The organism is Streptomyces mexicanus (assembly GCF_902506575.1).
Lineage (GTDB): Bacteria > Actinomycetota > Actinomycetes > Streptomycetales > Streptomycetaceae > Streptomyces > Streptomyces mexicanus.
Map to the genome: position 1 here is coordinate 6,055,876 of NZ_LR732544.1, position 21,101 is coordinate 6,076,976.

The 21,101-nt window shown below is 73.7% G+C and carries 14 protein-coding genes; 5 read left to right on the forward strand and 9 right to left on the reverse strand.

What is annotated here, in order from left to right:
* Positions 1-106: 106 nt before the first annotated feature.
* From GV126_RS27100 to eccD, 4 genes are all read right to left on the reverse strand, one after another.
* Positions 107-424, reverse strand: coding sequence for a WXG100 family type VII secretion target (locus GV126_RS27100; RefSeq protein ID WP_159671701.1), 318 nt, complete (start codon positions 422-424; stop codon positions 107-109).
* Positions 425-531: 107 nt separating this feature from the next.
* Complete coding sequence (locus tag GV126_RS27105) at positions 532-855, reverse strand: WXG100 family type VII secretion target (protein WP_202035672.1); 324 nt, start codon at positions 853-855, stop codon at positions 532-534.
* A gap of 493 nt (positions 856-1,348) precedes the next feature.
* Entirely contained in the window at positions 1,349-2,926 is a 1,578-nt protein-coding gene (gene eccB, locus GV126_RS27110; RefSeq protein ID WP_159671703.1) for a type VII secretion protein EccB, read from the reverse strand.
* Between the two features lie 61 nt (positions 2,927-2,987).
* Complete coding sequence (gene eccD / locus GV126_RS27115; RefSeq protein ID WP_159671705.1) at positions 2,988-4,388, reverse strand: type VII secretion integral membrane protein EccD; 1,401 nt, start codon at positions 4,386-4,388, stop codon at positions 2,988-2,990.
* 672 nt (positions 4,389-5,060) lie between these two features.
* On the opposite strand from eccD, the gene eccCa reads away from it, so the two are divergent.
* Positions 5,061-8,990 (forward strand): type VII secretion protein EccCa, encoded by a 3,930-nt coding sequence (gene eccCa, locus GV126_RS27120; protein WP_159674145.1) that lies wholly within the window; start codon positions 5,061-5,063, stop codon positions 8,988-8,990.
* Between the two features lie 318 nt (positions 8,991-9,308).
* On the opposite strand, the gene GV126_RS27125 is transcribed toward eccCa, so the two are convergent.
* The 5 genes from GV126_RS27125 to GV126_RS27145 all read right to left on the reverse strand — a co-directional run bounded on the left by GV126_RS27125 (position 9,309) and on the right by GV126_RS27145 (position 17,129).
* Complete coding sequence (locus GV126_RS27125) at positions 9,309-10,571, reverse strand: S8 family serine peptidase (RefSeq protein WP_236570121.1); 1,263 nt, start codon at positions 10,569-10,571, stop codon at positions 9,309-9,311.
* Positions 10,568-13,876 (reverse strand): right-handed parallel beta-helix repeat-containing protein, encoded by a 3,309-nt coding sequence (locus GV126_RS27130; RefSeq protein ID WP_159671708.1) that lies wholly within the window; start codon positions 13,874-13,876, stop codon positions 10,568-10,570. The genes GV126_RS27125 and GV126_RS27130 overlap by 4 nt, the downstream gene beginning before the upstream one ends.
* Before the next feature lie 130 nt (positions 13,877-14,006).
* Positions 14,007-15,569 carry an RICIN domain-containing protein gene (locus GV126_RS27135; RefSeq protein WP_159671710.1) on the reverse strand — a complete coding sequence of 521 codons (1,563 nt, stop codon included), beginning with the start codon at positions 15,567-15,569 and terminating at the stop codon, positions 14,007-14,009.
* Complete coding sequence (locus tag GV126_RS27140; protein WP_236570122.1) at positions 15,566-16,309, reverse strand: type VII secretion system-associated protein; 744 nt, start codon at positions 16,307-16,309, stop codon at positions 15,566-15,568. Before GV126_RS27140 ends, GV126_RS27135 begins: the two co-directional genes overlap by 4 nt.
* A gap of 487 nt (positions 16,310-16,796) precedes the next feature.
* A complete protein-coding gene (locus GV126_RS27145) occupies positions 16,797-17,129 on the reverse strand; it encodes an antibiotic biosynthesis monooxygenase family protein (RefSeq protein ID WP_236570123.1) in 333 nt (110 codons plus the stop codon).
* 429 nt (positions 17,130-17,558) lie between these two features.
* Here GV126_RS27145 and GV126_RS27150 point away from each other — a divergent pair, with 429 nt between their 5' ends.
* The 4 genes from GV126_RS27150 to GV126_RS27165 all read left to right on the forward strand — a co-directional run bounded on the left by GV126_RS27150 (position 17,559) and on the right by GV126_RS27165 (position 21,061).
* Positions 17,559-18,644, forward strand: coding sequence for an S-(hydroxymethyl)mycothiol dehydrogenase (locus GV126_RS27150; protein WP_159671714.1), 1,086 nt, complete (start codon positions 17,559-17,561; stop codon positions 18,642-18,644).
* Entirely contained in the window at positions 18,644-19,276 is a 633-nt protein-coding gene (locus GV126_RS27155; RefSeq protein ID WP_159671716.1) for an MBL fold metallo-hydrolase, read from the forward strand. Before GV126_RS27150 ends, GV126_RS27155 begins: the two co-directional genes overlap by 1 nt.
* A 265-nt stretch (positions 19,277-19,541) precedes the next feature.
* Positions 19,542-19,904, forward strand: coding sequence for a bifunctional 3-phenylpropionate/cinnamic acid dioxygenase ferredoxin subunit (locus tag GV126_RS27160; protein WP_159671718.1), 363 nt, complete (start codon positions 19,542-19,544; stop codon positions 19,902-19,904).
* Positions 19,901-21,061, forward strand: coding sequence for an NAD(P)/FAD-dependent oxidoreductase (locus tag GV126_RS27165; protein WP_159671720.1), 1,161 nt, complete (start codon positions 19,901-19,903; stop codon positions 21,059-21,061). The genes GV126_RS27160 and GV126_RS27165 overlap by 4 nt, the downstream gene beginning before the upstream one ends.
* Positions 21,062-21,101: the final 40 nt, after the last annotated feature.

Below are 21,101 nucleotides of genomic sequence, written 5' to 3' on the forward strand. Positions count from 1 at the left end.
GCGCAAGCGCGCCGCGGCCCGCACAGCGGCGCGCGGCTGCGGGGGCCGCGTGGCGGACGCGCCCCCGCACGCCGGCCGCGCGGGACGCGGCCGGCGTGCGGGACCGTCAGCCGGCGCGGACCCCGCTCCACATCTCCGCGCTGCCGCGCTCGTCGCGCCGGTGGCCGTCGGCGACGTCGTGCACCAGGTCACGGTTCTGGGCGAGGAGGAGGCGCATCTGCTCGACGGCGTTGTTCCACTGCTGCTGGACGTTCAGGTACTCCTTCTTGTCGTCACCGCTCCAGCCGGCCTTCAGCGGCGCCAGGTCCTCCTCCAGCGTGGCGAGGGTCTGGCTGATGGCCTGGGTCTGCTGCTGCATTTCCTCGATCGCGTTCGCCACCGTGCTGTAGTGGACGTCGATGACGCCGTCCGTGTAGTCGGGCATGCCTGGTGCCTCTCTGTTCGTCGGACCGGGATCCGGGGGAGGTGGGGGACGGGAGGTGATGAGCCGGTACCGGTGACGCGGCCCCGGGCCTCACACGCGGGCCGTGGTCAGGTCAGGGCTTCGAACACACCGGCCGAGACCTGGCTCGTCTGCTGCTGGATGCTCTCCTGGTGCCGCAGCGACGTCCTTCGTGCGCTCTCTCGGTTGTCCTCCAGCGCGTTCGTCATCTTGTCGATCTGCTGGATGATCCTGTTGGCCTGCTCGTCCCAGGCACGGAAGAGGGACTGGAAGGCACGGCCCTCATCCCCGTTGACGCCGAGCGACAGCGCCGCGACGTTGCCGCGGATGCGGTTCACACCCTCTCTGGCCGTGCCCAGCGCCTGTACGCCGCTCCTCACCGAGCTGTCGTTCACCAACCGGTTGTCGGACATGGTGTGCTCCCTTCGGTTGGGTTTCGTGTGCCGATCGTGTTTTACCGATGCTAGGGAGCACCGAGTGTCCCGTGCAACGGAGACGGACTGATTCGGTCGTCTTTGTGGCCGAGTAAATACCGCTGAGCGAAGGGGAGTTACGCCGGGGTTTCCAAAGATGGTCCGCGGGTCGAAGGCGACCGGTCGGGCCGGCCGGGGCGGCGGCTCCAGGGTGCAGGGGAATGCGCTGGTGAAACGGGCAGCAAACAGGCGCGATGCCGGGACAAGCGGGCGGCATTCCGCCGCCTGCTGCCCGTTTGCTGCCCGATCCGCACTCCGGCGGAACGAACGCACGCCGACGCGACGCGAGTTCTTGAGCAATATCTGAGGTTTCGCTGTTCCGTAATTCCGGGCACCGCACGAATATCCGTCATCCGCCCCGGAGGCGGTGCCCGCATCGCCTCGGCTCGTGTGCGGGTGCGGGTGCGGGTGCGGGTGCCGGTGCCGGGCGGATTCAACGCGTGTGTAGCGCCGCGGTGTTCTGCCCGAGGCCGTCCGCGCTGCCGCTGCCGGCGACCTGTGCCGTCCCCCGCTGCGTGCCGCCGCACGCCGCCGCGGTCGTCCGCGGCGGCGCGGCCCCGGCCGCCGCCGCCCGGTCGAGGTCCGCGCCCGTGGGAAGGGAGGCCAGCAGCGGAGCGGGGACCGACGCGATGTCACCGGTGTCGTAGCCGAGCGCGCGCAGCGACTCCGTCGACGGCACCCGGTACTTGACCCCGTTCTCCGCCACCAGGTAGGTCGTGTCGGCGTGCGCGGCACCGCTCGCCCCGAGCGCCCGTACCAGCGCACCGTGCCCGGGCCGTACCACGATGGCGTCGGGCTTGACGCAGGGCGCCTGCAGTCCCTGCGTTCCCGTGGAGACCGCCACCGGGGCCAGCGCCGCCAGCGGCGCCAGCACGGTGGTGATCTGCGCGCCCTGGGAGCCGCCGCGCACCTTCGCGCAGAGGGCGGTGCCGCGAGGCACCTGCTGCGGCCGGGGCGGCGTGGCGGGCGCGCCCGCGGTGTCCGGCAGTGCCGTGCGCACCGCCGAGCGATGCCGGCGCAGTACGTCCGTGCCCAGCGTGCGGGCCCGGGGCGAGGAGCCGCCGTACGCGTCCTTCTGCGTCGCCGGGTCGCCCAGGAGCAGCGCGGCACCGACCGGGGTGAGCGGTGCCAGTCCGTCCGCGCGCAGGACGTAGTAGTCGCTGCTGCCACCGGGCACCGCCACCTGGAACACCTGCCCCACCGTGGACGGCTCGCCGCCCAGTTCCGGACCGGCCTGGCCGCGGCCGGGCACCCGGGGCGGGGCCAGCGTGGGACCGGGGGCCAGCGCGTTCAGGAACGCGGCGGAGACCGCGACCGGGGAGGCGGAGCCGTACCCGAGGGCGTCCCGCGCGTCGGACCCGGCGTCCAGCGGGAGCCTGCTGCCGCGCCACACCAGGTACTCCTGCCCGTCCGGGCCGCGTACCAGCAGCCCCCGGTCACCGGCCACCGCGTCGGTCCTCACGGGAGCACCCGCGACCACGGTGGTGGCAGCGGGCGCGGTCACGGGCGACCGCGCGGCACCGCCCGTGCTCGGCAGCGCGCCCTGGGGACCGGTGACGCACACGTGCCAGGCGCCGTTGTCCAGTTCGCCGCTGCCCGGGACGGTGTCGGGCGCTCCTGGAATGCCGACCGGCTCGCCGACCGGGGTACCGCGCAGCGAGGCGCTGCCGACGTCGACGGAGGTCATCGACGGGCCGCCCAGCAGCCGCGCGGAGGCGTAGTTGCGCACCGGGTGCAGGGCGCCCTGGGCGTACACGAAGCGCGCCCCGGTGTCACGGTTGATCACCAGGCTCCCGCCCGCGCGCCAGGAGTCGTTGCCGCCCGGCCTCAGCAGCCCGTACACCGTGGCGCCCGCCGCGACCAGCACCGTGGCCAGCAGGCCGAACAGGATCCCGCGTGTGGTGCGCCCCAGAGGGCTGTCGGGCGCGTCCGGATCGGCGAGCAGCAACCCCGAACTGAGCCTTCCCATCATGAACCCGTGGGCCTGGACCTGATCCCGTTTCGACTGCACTGCCTGTGCCTCGTCCCTCTCGTCCCTCAGCGTTCTCGGTCGCGTGCCCGGCGCCGCGCGGTCAGCCGAACAGGCCGCGCAGCCAGCCGAAGAGCCCGGCCACCCACAGCGTCAGCGGCAGCACCGCCACCGCCACCGCGGTGTGCAGGATCTCCGCCGCCCGGCCCCAGTACGGCAGCATCCGGCGGCCCGGCACCACCCAGGCCGCCAGCGTCAGTACCGCGGCGAGGGCCAGCAGCGCGCCGAACACCACGGGCCGCGTGCCCGGTGCGCTGCCCACCGCCCAGGCCCGGGCCAGCAGCAACAGGCCCCACACGGCGGCCGACGCCAGCGCCAGCCGCTGGCCCACGTGCACCAGACCGCGGGCGTGCAGCAGCAACAGCGCCGTCAGCGCGCCGGCGGTGAGCGCCTGGGCCGTACCGGGCCGGTGGGTCAGCGGCACCAGCGCCGCGGCGACGCTCACCGCGGTCGCGGCGAAGAGCGCCGTGATCCAGCGCCCCGCCAGCTCCGTGCGCGCGGCGCCCTCCTCGCTGTGGTACGGCTCGATGTCCTCCTGGAGCTGACGGGCGTCCGAGGGCAGGGCGGGCATCCGCATCCCGGCGAGCTTGAAGGCCAGCGCGGGCACGAAACCGGCGCTCAGCGCCACCGCCGCACCGACGACCGCGGCGGCACCCTGCGCGTCCAGCCCCGAGTACGCCATCAGCGCCCCGGCCAGCGCCGCCGCCACCGACACCACCGCCGTCGCCAGCAGCGACGGCGCACCCAACCCGGTGGCCGCCAGGGCCAGCACCGCACCACCCGCGCCGGCCGCGCCCGCGGCGAGCAGCCGGGCGCCCACCACCCGGGTGGCATCCGGTCCGGTCACCTCACCGCCGGGCAGCACCCAGGCGGCCAGCGCCAGGCACGGTGCCACCAAGAGCCCCAGCCCCTGCGCGGAGATCCGGTCGCCCATGGCCCGGCTCGCCGAGCCGGCGCCCACCAGCAGCAACATGCCCGCGACACCCGCGCAGACCGGGCGGGACATCCCTGGCGTGCCCGGCCAGAAGAGCATCACCAGGGCACCGAGCACCACCGCGGCGGCGGCGCTCACCAGGGACGCGCGGGCCGCGTCCGGGGTCCAGTTGTGCAGCCGCCGGCGCGCGGTGTCCGCGATGCCGTCCACCAGGTCGTCCAGCCGCGCCTCGGGCAACGCCTCGGTGTGCGGGCGCAGATGGAGCACCGAGCCGTCGGTCAGGCCCGCCTGGGCGAGGGTGGCGTCCTCGTCGAGCGGCGCGTCACCGAGCCGCTGCAGGACCCAGCCCGCGTGCTCCAGGCCCGCCTCCTCCGCGTTCTCGCCCACGTAACGCAGCAGCGTCGGCAGCAGGTCGGCGACGGGCACGTCCGAAGGGACGGCCAGATCGATCGAAACGGCAGGCGCACGTACGGTCAGGCGGCACAGGTCGGCCACCGCGCTGTCGGTCATGTTCGGAACTCTCGTCTCCCGGTGCGGGTGCGGTCGGATACCGCGGGCGTCCTGCCGGGCCCGCGGGTGCTCGGTGGCGGGCGGTGCCCGCTCGTGCGGTCGGGTGCGAAGCAGCCACGGCGGACCGCGGCGTCGGTCTCCCGCCCGGAGTCCGCCGGGCCGCCGGTGGGCGGCGCCGTGCGGACCACTGTCCGGGGCGGCGCCCCGGTGGACCCGGGCCGCCACCGGGCAGGGCGCGACGGCCCTGCGTTCCCCGGCCAGGGGTGGGGCGCCGGTTCGCGCCGTCGTGCCGGCCGGTACGCGAGCGTGCGGGGTGCTCTGGGCGGGTCGTACTCGGTCATGGTCGCTGCCACGGAAATGCCTGACGGGTGGATGGTCCCCACATGGACATGCGCGGGGTCCGAGTGCAGACTACTGCTGCTGCGGACGCGAACGCCGCCGGGCTTCGCCCGCAACGGGCGCACCGTCGACCGTCTCGTCCCTTTCTCCCGAAGTGCTCACCGGGTTTTTCGCGGGCCCGGTCGAAACCGTGGCAGAGTGCGCTGCATTGACGGTGCATCGGGTGTTCCGAGAAGCGGCGCGGGACTGCCGGAGCGATTCCAACGAGCCAGGAGGAGCTGTCCGTTGAGCGTGGTTCTGTTTCGCAGGCCCGCACGCCGGCGCGGGCCGGAAATGCCGGAGGGGCAATTGACGCTCCAGGAGCCACCGGTTCTCGCGGAGACCGTCCCCGACTCCTCGGCCGTCTGGACCTACCTGCCGATGGCGATGATGTCGGTGTCGATGATGCTGATGTTCCTCCGCCAGGGGAGTTCGCCCGGCGTCTTCACCTACATCGCGATGGGCGGGATGATGCTCGCCGCCGCCGCGATGCTCCTCGGCCAGTTCATGCGCCGCTCCGGCGAACGCAAACAGCGCCTGAAGGGCGAGCGCCGCGACTACCTGCGCTACCTCGCGCACACCCGCAAGCGGGTCCGGCAGACCATCGTCGAGCAGCAGCGTGCCCTCGCCTGGCGCCATCCCGAACCCTCCTCGCTGCGCTCGCTGGTGCGCACCACCCGGCTGTGGGAGCGGCGTCCGGCCGACGAGGACTTCGGCGAGGTGCGGATCGCCGTCGGCGAGCAGCAGCTGGCCCTCGCCCTCACACCCGTCTCCACCCGGCCGGTGGAGGACCTGGAGCCGTTGTGCGCACACGCGCTGCGCCGTTTCCTGCGCGCCTACTCCACCGTGCCCGACCAGCCCATCGGACTGTACCTGCGCTCCGCCGCGCGGGTGCTGCTGCGGGGCGGGGACGAGGCCGTACGGGGTCTGGTGCGTGCGGCGCTCGGTCAACTCGCCGTCTTCCACGCCCCCGAGGAGCTGTGGATCGCCGTCTGCGCCACCGACGAACGGCGCCCCGCATGGGAGTGGGTCAAGTGGCTGCCGCACGCGCTGCACCCGCACGAGGAGGACGGCGCCGGACCGGTGCGCCGCATCACCTCCGACATCACCGAGCTGGAGGACCTGCTCGGCGCGGAGTTCGCCGAACGCCCCTCCTTCGACCCGGACGCGGTGCCCGGCCGCGAGGAGCCGTACACGGTGGTGGTCCTGGACGGCGTCACCGTGCCCGAGGGCCACCGCTGGGACGGCCAAGGCTACCGCAACGCGGTGATCCTGGACCTCGGCGGATCGCTGCGCTGGCGGCCCGGCCGCACCACCCTGCGCCTGAGCGTGGAGCCCGACGCCGTGGGGCTGGTGCGCACCGACCGCAGTCGCAAGGAGCGCACCACGCCGCTGGGTGTGCCCGACCGGATGGGTGCCGTCTCCGCCGAGTCCCTGGCCCGGATGCTCTCCGGCTTCCGGATGAGCCTGGGCGCCGACATCGCCCAGCCGCTGGAGACCGACGTCGAACTGACCACCCTGCTCGGCATCCAGGACCTGCACCGGCACGACCCGCGCACCCTGTGGGAGAAGCACACCGGCGCCGCACGGCTGCGGGTCCCGGTCGCGGTCGGGATCGACGGGCGCCCGGTCGAGCTGGACATCAAGGAGTCCGCGCAGGGCGGCATGGGCCCGCACGGCATGCTCATCGGCGCCACCGGCTCCGGCAAGAGCGAACTGCTGCGCACCTTGGTGCTGGGCCTGGCGCTGACCAACTCCTCCGAGACCCTCAACTTCGTCCTCGTGGACTTCAAGGGCGGCGCCACCTTCCTCGGCCTGGACGCCCTGCCGCACACCTCCGCGGTCATCACCAACCTCGCCGACGAGGTCGCCCTCGTCGAGCGCATGCAGGACGCCCTGCACGGCGAACTGCTGCGCCGCCAGGAGCTGCTGCGCGCCGCCGGCAACTTCACCTCGGCGCTGGAGTACGAGCGGGCACGCGCCCAGGGAGCCGCCCTCGACCCGCTGCCCACCCTCTTCGTGGTGGTGGACGAGTTCAGCGAACTGCTCGCCGCGCACCGGGAGTTCATGGACCTGTTCGTGATGATCGGGCGGCTCGGCCGGTCGCTGGGCGTCCATCTGCTGCTCGCCTCGCAGCGGCTCGACGAGGGCCGCATGCACCAGCTGGAGAGCCACCTGTCCTACCGGGTGGGACTGCGGACCTTCTCGGCGATGGAGTCGCGCGGGGTGCTCGGCGTGCCGGACGCCTACCAGCTTCCCGCGCAGCCGGGCAGCGGCTACCTCAAGTCCGGTGTGGAGGCGCTCGTCCGGTTCCGCGCCGCGTACTCCTCCGGGGTCTACCGGCGGCGCACCGGCGCGGTCGTACAGGCCAGGGTGGCCAGTCAGGTGGTGCCGTGGACCAGCGGCTGGGTGGTGCCGCGCACCGTCACCCCGGAGATCGAGCCGGAACCCGAGGCGGAGGACGGCGAGGAGCAGACGCTCATCGAGGTGGCCGTCTCCCGGCTGCGGGATGCCGGCCCTCCGGCCCACCAGGTGTGGCTGCCGCCGCTGACGGAGCCCTCCCCGCTGGACGAGCTGCTCTCCGGGCTGCGCACCGATCCGCACCGGGGTCTGACCGCCGCCGGCTGGAGCGGCCAGGGCACCTTGCGGGTGCCGGTCGGGCTGGTGGACAAGCCGTTCGAGCAGCGCCGCGACCCGCTGGTGGTGGACCTGTCGGGGGCCGGCGGCCATGTGGCGATCGCGGGCGGGTCGCAGAGCGGCAAGTCGACCCTCGTGCGCACGCTGATCGGCGCGCTCGCGCTCACCCACACCCCCGACGAGGTGCAGTTCTACTGCCTGGACTTCGGCGGTGGCGGCCTGTCCCAGTTCGCCGGACTGCCGCACGTCGGCGGGGTCGCGGCACGGCTCGACCCCGAACGCGTGCACCGCACCGTCGCCGAAGTGATGGCGCTGCTGACCCGCCGTGAGCAGTTCTTCGTGGAGCACACCCTGGACTCCATGGCCTCCTACCGGCGCCGCCGCGCCGCCGGGGAGTTCCCCGACGAGCGGCACGGGGACGTCTTCCTCGTCGTGGACGGCTGGTCCACGGTCCGGCAGGACTACGACGACCTGATCGCCAAGTTCAGCGAGATCGCCACCCGCGGCCTGAACTACGGCATCCACCTGATCGTCACCACCGCCCGCTGGGTCGAGCTGTCCGCCCAGGTCAGGGACCAGGCCGCCACCCGGCTCGAACTGCGGATGGGCGACCCGATGGACTCCGAGGTGGACGTGCGCAAAGCCCGCTCGGTGCCCCGCACCGGCGGACGCGGCCTCACCTCGGACAGCAAGCTGCACTTCCTCGCCGGCCTTCCCCGGCTGGACGGCAGCAGCCGCCTGGACGACCTCGCCGACGGGGTCGGCGATCTGGTCACGAGGATCGCCGACCAGTGGCGCGGCGCCCCGGCGCCGCAGGTACGGATGCTGCCGCACCGGCTCGCGGTGACCGAGCTGCCCGAACCCGCACCCACCGAGGGCGGCGGCATGCGGCTCGCGCTCGGACTCGACCAGGAGGCGCTGGAACCGGTCTGGCACGACTTCAGCCGCACCCCGCACCTCGTCGCCGTCGGCGACACCGAGAGCGGCAAGACCAACCTGCTGCGCCGCGTCGCCGCCGCGATCACCGCCCGCTACACACCCGCCGAGGCAAAGGTCATCGTGGTGGACTACCGCCGCGAACTGGTCGACGCGGTGCCCGAGGAGTACCGCATCGGCCATGTGGTCTCCCTGGACAACCTGCGCGAGACCGTGGACGGCGTCGCCCGTGCCATGAGGACCCGGCAGCCCGGCCCGGACATCGCACCCGCCCGGATGCGCCAGTGCGACTGGTGGAGCGGCCCCAGGCTGTTCGTCCTCGTCGACGACTACGACATGGTGGCCGGCAACTCCTTCCAGAGCCCCTTCGAACCGCTGCTGGACCATCTGGCCCTCGGGTTCGAACTGGGCCTGCACATGGTCGTCGCACGCAGTGCCATGGGTGCCGGACGGGGACTCAACGAGGCCCTGATGCGCCGTCTCGACGAGAACAACGCCCCGGCCCTGCTGATGTCCTGCCCGCCGACCGAGGGGCACCTGTTCGGCAATGTCAAGCCGCGCAACCTGCCCCCGGGCCGTGCCCTGCACATCGCCCGCCGCAAGGCGCGGCTGATGCAGACGGCGCTGGTCGGGGAGGAGGCCGGTGCCTGACACCGCGGTCCGGGACCCCCGCTGCCCGCCCGGGCGGGCAGCGGGGAGGACCCCGGGTCCCCGCGGGGTGCGTCGACCGGTCGCGTCGCGGGGGCGCCGCCTCGCCGCCGTGGGCGCGGGGACGCGCGCGGGTGCGGTCCTCGTGCGAGCCGTGCCGCCGGGACCGGGTTCACCTCCGGGGCGCCGAAGCCGGTGCCCGGTCACCGACCGTGCCCGTCCCTCCGGGCCTGCGCACCCCGAGACCGCCCGCACATCTCCCGGACCGGCCGGTCGCAGGCGGGCACCGGGCACACCCGGGCAGCGCCTTCCGCGGTCCGGTCAGTCCTGGCCGGCCGGGCGCCAGCGGCGGGCCCGGGCCCGGGGGAGTGCGAACGCCGCCCACGCCACGGCCACCACTCCGGCCGCGCCGCCCAGGGCGAGCCAGGTGGCGCGCCTGGTGGCCCGGTCGGCGACGGCAGTGTCCCGCAGCCGCACCGGTCCAGGGTCTTCGGGCCGCGGGGAGTGCGCCGCGGTGTCGGGGACCCCGGTGACGGCGGCGTACGCGTCGAGCTGCGCGACGTTTGCGGGGTAGGCCGTGGACAGCAACCGGCGCACCACCTCGTCGGCGGACGCCCGGGGGTGGGCGCCGCGCACCACGGCGGCGGTCCCGGCGACGAAGGCCGCCGCCAGCGAGGGGCCGGAGCCGAGGTAGCTGCCCTGGCCGCAGGGGCCGCCGGAGACGACCCCGGTGCCGGGCGCGGCGAGATCGGCGTCCGGAGTGGGCAGCGCCCCGTCCGGGCGGTCACCGGAGGGCTGCATGTCCACGACCGACAGCACACCGGGCTCCGAGGCGGGCCAGTACCGCCTGCTCGGCGCCGGGTCCGCGGCACCGGCCGGCGGATCGGGGGCGGCCGCGGCCACCACGACGGCACCCGCCCGGCGGGCCGCGGCCACCGCGGCGGAGAGGTCCGCGTCCCGCTGCGGCAGCGCCGGCGAGACGGTGATGACGTCGGCGCCCGCCGAGGTCGCCGCCCGCACCGCGGACGCGATGCGGGCCGCGTCGGGCCTGCCCAGATCGTCGGTGCCGCGCAGCCCCAGCACCTCGGCATGCGGTGCGACACCGCCCAGATCGGGGCTGCCGCCAGCCGCACCGGCCACCAGACCGGCGACGAACGTGCCGTGGCCCGGGCAGTCCCGGTCCGCGCCGTCTCCCGCGGTCACCCGGCCCCGCAGACCGGCCGCGCGGGTCGCCACACCCGTGTCGATCACGGCGACGGTCACTCCGTCACCGGTGCCGTAGGCGCGGATCTTGTCCAGGTCGAGGCGCCGGCGTGCCCAGTCCTGCTTCCTCGCCCGCACGGCGGAGACCGGAACGCAGCCGGCCTGCCCGGCCTGCGGAGCGGGCAGCGGCGGCATCCCGGGCCGCCTCTGCTCCCCGGCCGCGACGGGCACCGCGCCGCCCGGTCGCGGGGGCGCCGCCCAGCCCGGCGCCCGTACCGCCGCGCTCGCCGGGGCGGCGCAGGAGAGCAGCAACGCCGCCGAGAACACGGCCACGACCCGCCCGGTGGCCGCCGCGCGGCGCGGGCGCCGGTCCGGCGTCACCGGCGGGCCGCCTTGCCCACCGGCTCCACGTCCTGAGGGAGCAGCGTCCGCAGATCGTCCAGCGTGGGGGAGGCCAGGGAGCTGAGCCGCCCCGCCTGCCGGGTGATCATCGACTCCACCACCTGGCGCGCCAGCCGCGCGTTGCCGAACGTCCGGTCCCGCGGCAGCGCGTCGAAGTACTCCTCCAGCACCGCGCCGGTGCCCGGTCCGCACTCGTACCCCATCGACGCCGCCTGAGCGCGCACGATGGTGACCAGTTCCTTGGAGGAGTAGTCGGAGAAGCCGATACGGCGTGAGAAGCGGGAGGAGAGCCCGGGGTTGGAGGCGAGGAAGCGTTCCATCTCGTCGGTGTAGCCGGCGACGATCACCACCACCTGGTCGCGGTGGTCCTCCATCAGCTTCAGCAGCGTGTCCACGGCCTCCTGGCCGAAGTCCTGGCCGCCGCCGGGCGGAGTGAGGGTGTACGCCTCGTCGATGAACAGCACGCCGCCGAGCGCTCGCTCGAAGACCTCCTTGGTCAGCTGCGCGGTGTGCCCGATGTAGCGGCCGACCAGGTCGGCGCGCGCCACCTCCACGAGTTGCCCGCCGGTGAGGATGCCGAGCTGGGCGAGGATCTGGCCGTAGAGCCGAGCCACCGTGGTCTTGCCGGTGCCGGGCGGGCCGGTGAAGACCAGATGGTGGCTGATGGACGGCACCGGCAGTCCGGCGGCAGCCCGACGGCGCGCGGTGGTGATCAGGTTCACCAGGTCGGTGACGTCCCGCTTCACCTCCGCGAGGCCCACCATGTCACCCAGTGCGGTCAGCGGGTCCTCGGCGGGCCCGCCGGCGGCGTCCGCGGCGGCCGTCGCCGAGACATCCTCGGGCAGCAGCAGCCGCAGGTCGCGCTCGCCGACCCGGTCCAGCGAGGCCAGGCGCATCGCCTGCCGGTCCACCATCTCCTCGAACACACCGCGCGCGGCACGGCCGTTGCCGAACCCCGCGTCGCGCGGCATCCGCTCGAAGTGCGCGGCCAGCGCCGCGGCGGTGCCCTCACCCAGCTCGTACTGGTGCTGGGCGCACATGTTCTCCGTGATGGCGACCAGTTCGGGCACCGTGTAGTTCTCGAACTCGATCGTGCGGGAGAACCGCGAGGCGAGCCCCGGGTTGGAGCCCAGGAACGACTCCATCTCCCGCGAGTACCCCGCCACGATCACCACCACGTCGTCGCGGTGGTCCTCCATCAGCTTCAGCAGCGTGTCCACGGCCTCCCTGCCGAAGTCCGCGCCGCCGTTGCCGCTGTCCGCGGTCAGGGTGTACGCCTCGTCGATGAAGAGCACACCGCCGAGCGCACGGTTGAAGGTCTCGGTGGTCTTGATCGCCGTCCCGCCGACGATCTGCGCCACCAGATCCGCGCGCGAGACCTCCACCAGGTGGCCGCTGCGCAGCGATCCCAGCTCCGCCAGGACGGCGCCGTAGAGCCGGGCCACCGTGGTCTTGCCGGTGCCGGGCGGCCCGGCGAAGACCAGGTGCCGGCTCATCGGCGGCGCCGGCATGCCCAGCCGTTCCCGGCGCTGCGCCAGCTGGGTGAGGTTCACCAGCGTGCGCACCTGCTGCTTGACGTTCTCCAGCCCGATCAGGTCGTTCAGGGCGCTCAGCGGGCCGCCGTCGCGTGTCACCGGGGCCTCCTGAGCGGTGCCCGTGCCCGCGGGGTCGGTGTTCTCCGCGGTGCCCGTGCCCCAGGCGTCCCGTTTGCCGTTGCCGGTGCTGGTCAAACCCTCCACGGCGAGCCGCTCCCCGGGCACGGACTGCACCAGACCGCCGCCGGCGTTCTCCCGCGCCGTGCAGTTCACCAGCGACACCGGCTCGGTGGACTCCACCCGGAAGCCGTCCTTCTCGGCGGCGCCGGCCTCGCAGCCGCTGAGCGAGCCCTGCCCGCCCTCGCGCACCACGAAGCCGTGGCCCCGCGCGGCGTGCACGGTCGTGCGGTTCGCGGTCAGCGTGCCGCCGCCGGCCACCGCCACCCCGTCCTCGCCGGAGGTCTCCACCCGGAAATCCCGCAGGGTGACACTGCCGCCGTCCTCCACCAGGACACCGCAGCCCTCGCTGCCGGTGACCCCGCCGCCCGCCACGTACAGCGTCGAGCCGGCCCCGGCCCGCACACCCGCGCCCTTCGGGCTCAGGACCTCGCAGTCCTCCGCGCGGCCGCGGGCGTCCTTGCCGGCGGTCAGTCCGTCACCGGCGGGGTCCACCAGCCGGGCGCGGCGCAGCAGCGGGGTGGCGCCACCCCGCACGGCGACCGCCGGCGCCCCGCCGATCACCTCCAGGCGGTCCAGTTCGGCCGCCGAGTCCTCCTCCAGCAGCACCCCCGCCTCTTCGCAGTCCCGCACGGTGAGACCGGTGACGGCGGGCGAGGAGGCACCGTCCACCTTCGCCGCCGCGGCGTGGGCGAACTCCACCCAGCAGTCCTCCAGCGCGCCGCGCGCCCGGTCGGTGACGAGCATTCCGTGGCCGCGCGTGCGGGAGGTGCGGCAGCGGCGCAGCACCGGGTCGGTGCCACCGGCCAGCACGATGCCGCCGGCGGACGTCTGCCGCACCCGCACGTCCTCCAGGGTGGCGCGCCCGGCACTGGTGATGTGCACACCGGTACTGGTGTCGTGCACCACGGTGCGTATCACCCGGGTCGTGCAGCGCTCCTCCAGGGCGATCGACGGTTTGTCGGTGGAGGAGATGTCGCAGTCCTCGACAGTGCCGCGCGCGTCGCCGTTGGCGAGGACACCGTTGCCCCGCGCGTCCCGGACGGTGCAGCCGCGCACCGTGGCGTCACCCTGCTCCGCCAGCACCACGCCGCTGGTGCCCAGGTGCTCGATGGAACAGGACTCCACGGAGCTGCCCGCCGCCGAGGTGACCACCACTCCCGCGCCCCTCGGGTTGCTCACCCGGCAGTCGCGCAGCGCCAGCGATCCCGTCCCCGCGGCGAGCAGCGCGGTCCACGACGAACCGACGATCTCGCAGCCGTCCAGGGCGGCCTGTCCGCGCCGCACGTCCACGGCGGGCTCCTCGGGGTCGGCGCCGCGCAGCGTGATGTCGGAGAGCATCACGGCGTCCGCGCGCAGGGACAGCACACTGCCCGAACGCGGCCGGATCTCCACCGATCCCCGGCCGTCCGCCGCCGTGATGGTGACCCGGGTGTGCACCACCAGGTTCTCGGCGTACGAGCCCGGGCCGACACTGATGACGGCGCCGTTGCGGGCCGCCGCCAACGCCTCGCCGATCGTCCGGTAACGGTCGGAGTGCCGGGAGCCGACCGTCAGTACCTGGCGGGACACGTGTGAACCTCCTCGCCTGAGCGACACGTTGAGCCGCGGCTCCGCCTCTGGGGAACCCCGGGGACCTGATCATGCCAGGCGCCGTCCTGCTGTTCGACGGGGGCGGCACCGTGCTCGCCGAACGGGGGCGTCAGGCGAAGCTCCACTTCTGGTTGTCCTGGCCGTTGCACGTGAACAGCTGGATCCTGGCGTGCAGGTCGCCGCCCTGGGCTCCCACGCACATGCCGACCGCGGTGTTCACCAGGTCGTTGCGCTCGTTCAGCGTGAACTGCTGGGCGATGTTGCCGTTGCACCAGGCCAGCTGGATCGTGGTGCCGTTGTTGAAGCTGGCGCCTGCCACGTCCAGGCACAGGCTGGCGTTTCCGCCGCTGCGTATCGTGCCGTCCGAGGCCAGCCGCCACTTCTGGGCGTCGGCGCCGTTGCAGTCCCACAGCTGCAGCGGCTTGCCGTCGGTGAACTGACTCGCCGGCACGTCCAGGCAGCGGCCCGACTGGTGACCGCGGAAGGACACCGGCCCGTTCAACGTCAGCCTCGGCTTGGTCGTGCCGGTCGTCGTCGTGCCGCTGTCGGTCGAGGGTTTGTGCTGCTTCGTCTTGGAGCCGCTGGAACCGCTGGAGTCGCCGGAACTCTTCTTCTTCGTGCCGGTGGCCGACGACGTGCCGCTGTCCTTCTTGGCGCCGGCCGGTTCGTCGTCCTTGGCGCGGGCCTCGGCCGATGCCGGCGCGGTGGGCGCGCTCGGGGAGCTCGACCGGTGGACGCTGTTCGGGCTTGCCGTCTTCGCTTCCGGGCTCTTGTCCGTGTCCGGGGAGGCCACCGAGTACGCACCCGGCTCGCTGCGCCCGTCCTCGCCGCCGAGCACCGTACCCGGAGCGTTCTCGGAACGCGCGGGACGATGGTCGTCGCCCCCGCCGAGCAGCAGGAACGGAACCGACACCAGCAGCGCACCCGCCACCGCCGCACCCACGAGCGCCGCCCTGCCCGGCCGGGCGAGCGGTGCCGCCTCGGCGGGGGGCCGGCCGGCGGTCGCCGTCATGGTCCGCAGGTGCGCCGGCAGACGGCTCTTCGTCACCGCCGACGCCTTCTTCTGAGTCTTCGGCGCGGCGGTCTTCTCCGCGGTGGCCGTCTCCTGCGAGGGAGTTGTCGTGTCCGGGGTGGCCGGTTCCTGGGAGGAGGTTGTCCGGTCCGGGGTGGCCGTCTGCTGCGAAGTCGCCGCCTGCGCCGAGGGGGTTGTCCCGTCCGGAGTGGCTGCCTGCTCCGAAGTCGCTGCCTGCCCGGGGGCGGCCGCGCCGCCCAGTGCGGCCGTCGCGGCGGCGGCGCCCGCGGCCCCGGATGCCGCCCTGCCGACAGCCCGAGCGCCCGGTGCCGTGCCGGGTGCTCCGGCCTCCACCTCGTCGTACGCGGGCTCGGTCCCCGGCCCGTCGGGCGACGGCTCGGCCTCGGGCCCGTCCGGCACCGTCCTGGCCTCGGTCTCTTCGGACGGCTCCCCGGATCCGGCGACGACCCGTGGGCCGGCCGCCCCGGCCTTGGTGTTCGGCTCCGTGCCGTCCGGTTCCACTGCGTCCGGTGCGGTGCCGTGCGGCTTCGTGCCGTCCGGTTCCACGGCGTCCGCTCCGGTGCCGTCCGGCTCCGGAGTGCCGCCCGTCCTGCGCACCGCCGCCGACGGCCGGGCGGGCGGCTGGGGCGAAAGCGTCACGGGGTCCTCCCTGCGGTCTGCGGCCAAGTGGCCTGTCCTGGGCTGCCTGCTGCGCCGGACGACATCGTGGGACCACCGGACTCCGGCTCGGCCGCACGGTCGACCGTCTGCTCACTCCTGTCGGCCACGCCCTCCGCCGCTTGCCCTCCTGTCGTCGCCGCCTCCGGCACGGAGGTGGGGTCCGGCAGGCTGTCCACCGGCACCACCAGGGGGGCGGCCGCCGCGGCGTTGACCATCAGCACCGCTCCCGAACCGCGCAGGCGGCGGGCGAGTTCGCCCGCGGGGAGGGTGTCATGGATCAGTGTCGGGGACATGAACTGGTGTGTCGGGGAGGTGAACGCCAGGACCACCGGAGCCCCGTCCGCCCCCGCCGCCGTCAGCGGGCGGCCGTCCGTTCCGCGCACCACGCTCACGTCGGCCACGGCGAGCGCGGCCAGTGCCTCGTCCGGCGAGCCGTAACCGGTCGCGGCCCGTTGCGCGGCCGCGTCGACCGGGTCGGTGGGCTCCGGCCACCCCAGCACCCGGGCGGAGGGGCGATACGCGGGATTGGCGCGGTACTCCCGTATCACACCTTTCTCGTCCGCGCGCCACTCGCCGACGACCGCCCAGTTCGCAGGCGGCCGGTCGCCCGGCCACTCGGGGTCGATCACACCCAGCCAGTGACCGGGAGCGCTGAGCGCCGCCTCGCGCACGGAGTCGGGGATCTCGGGCAGGTCGCCGGGCAGGTGGAGCGGTGGCACCGCGGAGGCCGTCCGGGCGGTGCCGGACACTCCGGCCGCGCCGTCGGCTCGCGGTGTCGTGGACGCCGGAGAGGGGCGTGCGGATGTGCGGGGGACGTCCGTGGACGCACCCGTGAGCGGGGCCGGATCGGGGCTCGGCCCCGCTCGCTCGTCTCCGGGCCGCATCAGTACCTGCCTTCGGCACGACATCGGCTGGCGCCGACAGTGGTTCATGGGAGCCAACAGGATGCCATGAGCGAGTGATCTCCGGGCGACCCCCCTGGATACGCAAACGCGATCCGTGGCCGAAAAACCCCTTGTCCACGCTGAGTTGAGCTGCCAACCAGCCTCTGCTGCTCCCGGGCCGGACGTGCCGCGAGCACCGGACGCCGCCCGCCGAACGCCGTGACGGCCCGGCGGGCAGGGAGCGCTTGCCGTGTCACCTCATCGTGGGGGTCGGTTCATCGTGAAGACCGCCCAGACGGTTGTCGGCGGGTGCGCGCGACGGTCATCGCCCGGTTCCGTCGGAGCGCGTCTGCTGCTGCGTGGCGGGCAGGACTGTGCGGATCGCCCTGTAGTTGGAGGCATGGGTGACCGCCAGGTGCTGTTCCAGCATCGGGCAGACGTTCATCGCCTGTTGCCAGTGAGCGGCGGACTCCCATTCCGCCACGTTGACGAGGGAGAACCTGCTCCCCGGAACGGTCGTGCGGAACATGTGCGCCCGGACGAAACCCGGCTGAGTTGCCATCAGGTCCGCGGCGTGCTGCCAGGCGTCCAGATAGGAGCTTTCCTTCTCCGTGTCGATCTCGATCGGAATGATCACGACATGACGATCTTCCATGTGCCGCCTCCGTTGTGCGCAAGGGGAGTGCGACCCCTGACGCCGCGTTTCGTCCGGAGTGGGCACGCGGCGAACAAGGGGCCAGGACCCAGTCTCTGTGTGCTCGGGTCCCGGCTCTGTCCGGTGAGCCGGGACCCTCTGAACGCAGCCTGCGCGCACGTGTCCATGGGCGGCAATCGAGCTTGCGAAACCGGCAAACGAGATGGTCGAAGGGCCGGTGCTCCGGGCACGTCGGCGCAACCCTACGCGGAGGCCTCCGCTCGTCCCCCTTGCCGTGCCTCTCCTCTGTGGAGGTGTGCCCCTGGGCATCTTGGGGCGCCCGCCGACTCCTTGACCCCCGCCCGCCTCTCCGCGATGCTGTGTTGCGAAATACGAGATGCGTACCGCCATAGGCAACGTTCTCGAACCTCTGTCAGCCGAGGAGTGGTCATGGCTCAGCAGGTCCGTGCTGTCGTCGCGCGCAGCAAGGGTGCCCCCGTCAGTCTGGAAACGATCGTCGTGCCCGACCCCGGCCCGGGCGAGGCCCTGGTCAAGATCGAGGCCTGCGGCGTCTGCCACACCGACCTGCACTATCGCGAGGGCGGCATCAGCGACGACTTCCCCTTCCTGCTCGGACACGAGGCGGCGGGCACCGTCGAGGCCGTGGGGGAGGGCGTCACCGACGTGGCCGTCGGGGACTTCGTCGTCCTGAACTGGCGCGCGGTGTGCGGTCAGTGCCGCGCGTGTCTGCGGGGCCGCCCCTGGTACTGCTTCGACACGCACAACGCCAAGCAGAAGATGACCCTGACCGACGGCACCGAGCTCTCGCCGGCCCTCGGCATCGGCGCCTTCGCCGAGAAGACGCTGGTCGCGGCCGGTCAGTGCACCAAGGTCGACCCGGCCGCGTCGGCAGCCGCCGTGGGCCTGCTGGGCTGCGGGGTGATGGCGGGCATCGGCGCCGCCATCAACACCGGCAACGTCGGCCGCGGCGACACCGTCGCCGTGATCGGCTGCGGCGGCGTGGGTGACGCGGCGATCGTCGGATCGAAGCTGGCGGGAGCGTCCAAGGTCATCGCCGTGGACATCGACGACCGCAAGCTGGCCACCGCCGAGAAGCTGGGCGCGACCCACACGGTCAACTCCCGGTCGGCCGACGCGGTGGAGGCCGTGCGCGAGCTGACCGGCGGCTTCGGCGCCGATGTCGTCATCGAGGCGGTCGGCCGCCCCGAGACGTACCGGCAGGCCTTCTACGCGCGCGATCTCGCCGGGACCGTGGTGCTGGTCGGCGTCCCCACCCCGGAGATGCAGCTGGAACTGCCGCTGCTGGACGTCTTCGGGCGCGGCGGCGCGCTGAAGTCCTCCTGGTACGGCGACTGCCTGCCCTCGCGCGACTTCCCGATGCTCGTCGACCTCTATCTCCAGGGCCGGCTCGACCTGGACGCCTTCGTCACCGAGACCATCGCGCTGGACGAAGTCGAGAAGGCCTTCGAGCGCATGCACCACGGTGACGTCCTGCGCTCGGTGGTGGTCTTCTGATGGATGGCGCCCGCATCGAGCGCCTCGTCACCTCGGGGACGTTCTCCCTGGACGGCGGGACGTGGGACGTCGACAACAACGTGTGGATCGTCGGCGACGACGAGGAGGCCGTGGTGATCGACGCCGCCCACGACGCCGACGCCATCGCGCGCGCCCTCGGTGGGCGGACGCTGCGCGCGATCGTGTGCACCCACGCGCACAACGACCACATCGATGCCGCGCCCGCGCTCGCCGACCGCACCGGCGCCCCTATCCTGCTGCATCCGGACGACCTGCCGCTGTGGCAGCAGACCCACCCGGACCGCAAACCGGACGGTGAACTCGCCGACGGGCAGCGGCTCACGGTCGCGGGCGGCGAGCTGACCGTGCTGCACACCCCCGGTCACGCCCCCGGAGCCGTCTGCCTGTACGCCCCCTCTCTCGCCGCGCTGTTCAGCGGCGACACCCTGTTCGCGGGCGGTCCGGGTGCGACGGGGCGGTCGTACAGCGACTTCCCGACCATCATCGCCTCCATCCGCGAGCGTCTGCTCGCCCTGCCGGGCGAGACCGTCGTGCACACCGGGCACGGCGACACCACCACCGTCGGCGCCGAGGCGCCGCATCTGCAGGAGTGGATCGACCGCGGCTTCTGAGCCGCTCCACGGCATCACAGCGGCCCTGCCCCGGCGTCCGGCGGCAGGGCCGTCGCCGCACTGCGAAAGGCGCCCCGCCGGCGCGCCCGCCCTCGTCTCCCCAACCCCCTCTGACCTGCGGTTTCGCAGGTGTTTCGGCATGTCCGGAAAACGTCGTGCCACCCCGCGCAACCAGGGCGGTGAATGCCTTGACAACGCTTCTCGGCGGCCCGCAGACTGACGTTGCGCTAACCGCAATCCGTTTCGCTATACGCACCGAGGTGTCATGATGATTCCCGCGTGCCGTCTCGCGGATCTGCCGCGAGGCGAGGCCCACCGGCTCGACATCGACCCGCCGGTCTCGGTGTTCCACACCGACGACGGCGAGCTCTACGCCATCGACGACACCTGCACCCACCAGGACGCCTCGCTCGCCGACGGCTGGCTGGAGGGCTGCGAGGTCGAATGCCCCTTGCACGCCTCAAAGTTCGACCTGAGGACCGGAGCCGTGGACGCCCCGCCGGCCAAGCTCCCGGTCCGCACCCACGAGGTCCTCGTCGAGGACGGCATGATCTTCGTCCGGCTGTCCACCGAGGCGCCCAACCTGCCGCCGTGCGTCGCCGCCCGCCTGGCCGGAGGCCCCGCGTGAGGACGGTCGCCGTGGTGGGCGCGTCCCTGGCCGGTCTGTCGGCCGCGCGCTCGCTGCGGAAGAGGGGGTACGAAGGCCGGCTGGTCGTCATCGGCGACGAGCCCCACCGCCCCTACGACCGGCCGCCGTTGAGCAAGGAGTTCCTGGCCGGAACCCTCGGCGAGGCGGACCTGGCCCTGGAGCGCGACGACGAGGATCTCCAGGCCGAGTGGGTGCTCGGCCCCCGCGCCACCGCACTGGACCCGACCGAGCGGGCGATCCGGCTCGCCGACGGCCGCACGGTCCGCGCCGACGGCGTCGTCCTCGCCACCGGCGCCGCCGCCCGCACCCTGCCCGGCACGGACGGCCTCGCCGGCGTCCACACGCTGCGCACCCTGGACGACGCCCGCGCCCTGCGGGACGAACTGGCCCGCGGCGGACGGCTGGTGGTGATCGGCGGCGGATTCATCGGCGCCGAGGTCGCCTCCACGGCCAACGCCCTCGGCCTCGACGTCACCGTCGTCGAGGCGGCGCCCACCCCCCTGGCCGGCCCCCTGGGTGCGGACATGGGTGCGGTCGTCTCCGCGCTCCACGCCGACCACGGCGTACGGCTGGTGTGCGGGGTCGGTGTCAAGGGCCTGAGCGGCGAGCGCCGCGTCGACGCCGTCCTGCTGGAGGACGGGCGCACGATCCCCGCCGACATCGTGGTCGTCGGCGTCGGGGCCACCCCGTGCGTCGACTGGCTGCACGGCTCCGGCCTCGCCCTCGACAACGGCGTCACCTGCGGCGCCGACGGCCGCACGACACTCGCCGGGGTGGTCGCCGTCGGCGACTGCGCCAACTGGTACGACCCGCGCACCGGCACCCACCGCCGCATCGAGCACTGGACCGGCGCGCTGGAGCGGCCCGACGCCGCCGTGGCCACCCTGCTGGCGCACGGCGCGTGCGAGCCGGGCGTGCCCCGGCCGCCGTACTTCTGGTCCGACCAGTACGGCGTGAAGATCCAGTTCGTCGGCCACGCGGCCGGCGCGGACACCGTCACGGTCGAGGAGGGCTCCCTGGCGGAGCGCAGCTTCCTGGCCGTCTACCGCAGGGCCGGCACGCCGGTCGCGGCACTCGGGATGAACCAGCCGCGGCTGTTCACCCGCTGGCGCAAGCAGCTCGCCGCGACCTCTTGACACCGCTCGCGCGACCACCGAAGCTGCGTTGCACATCACA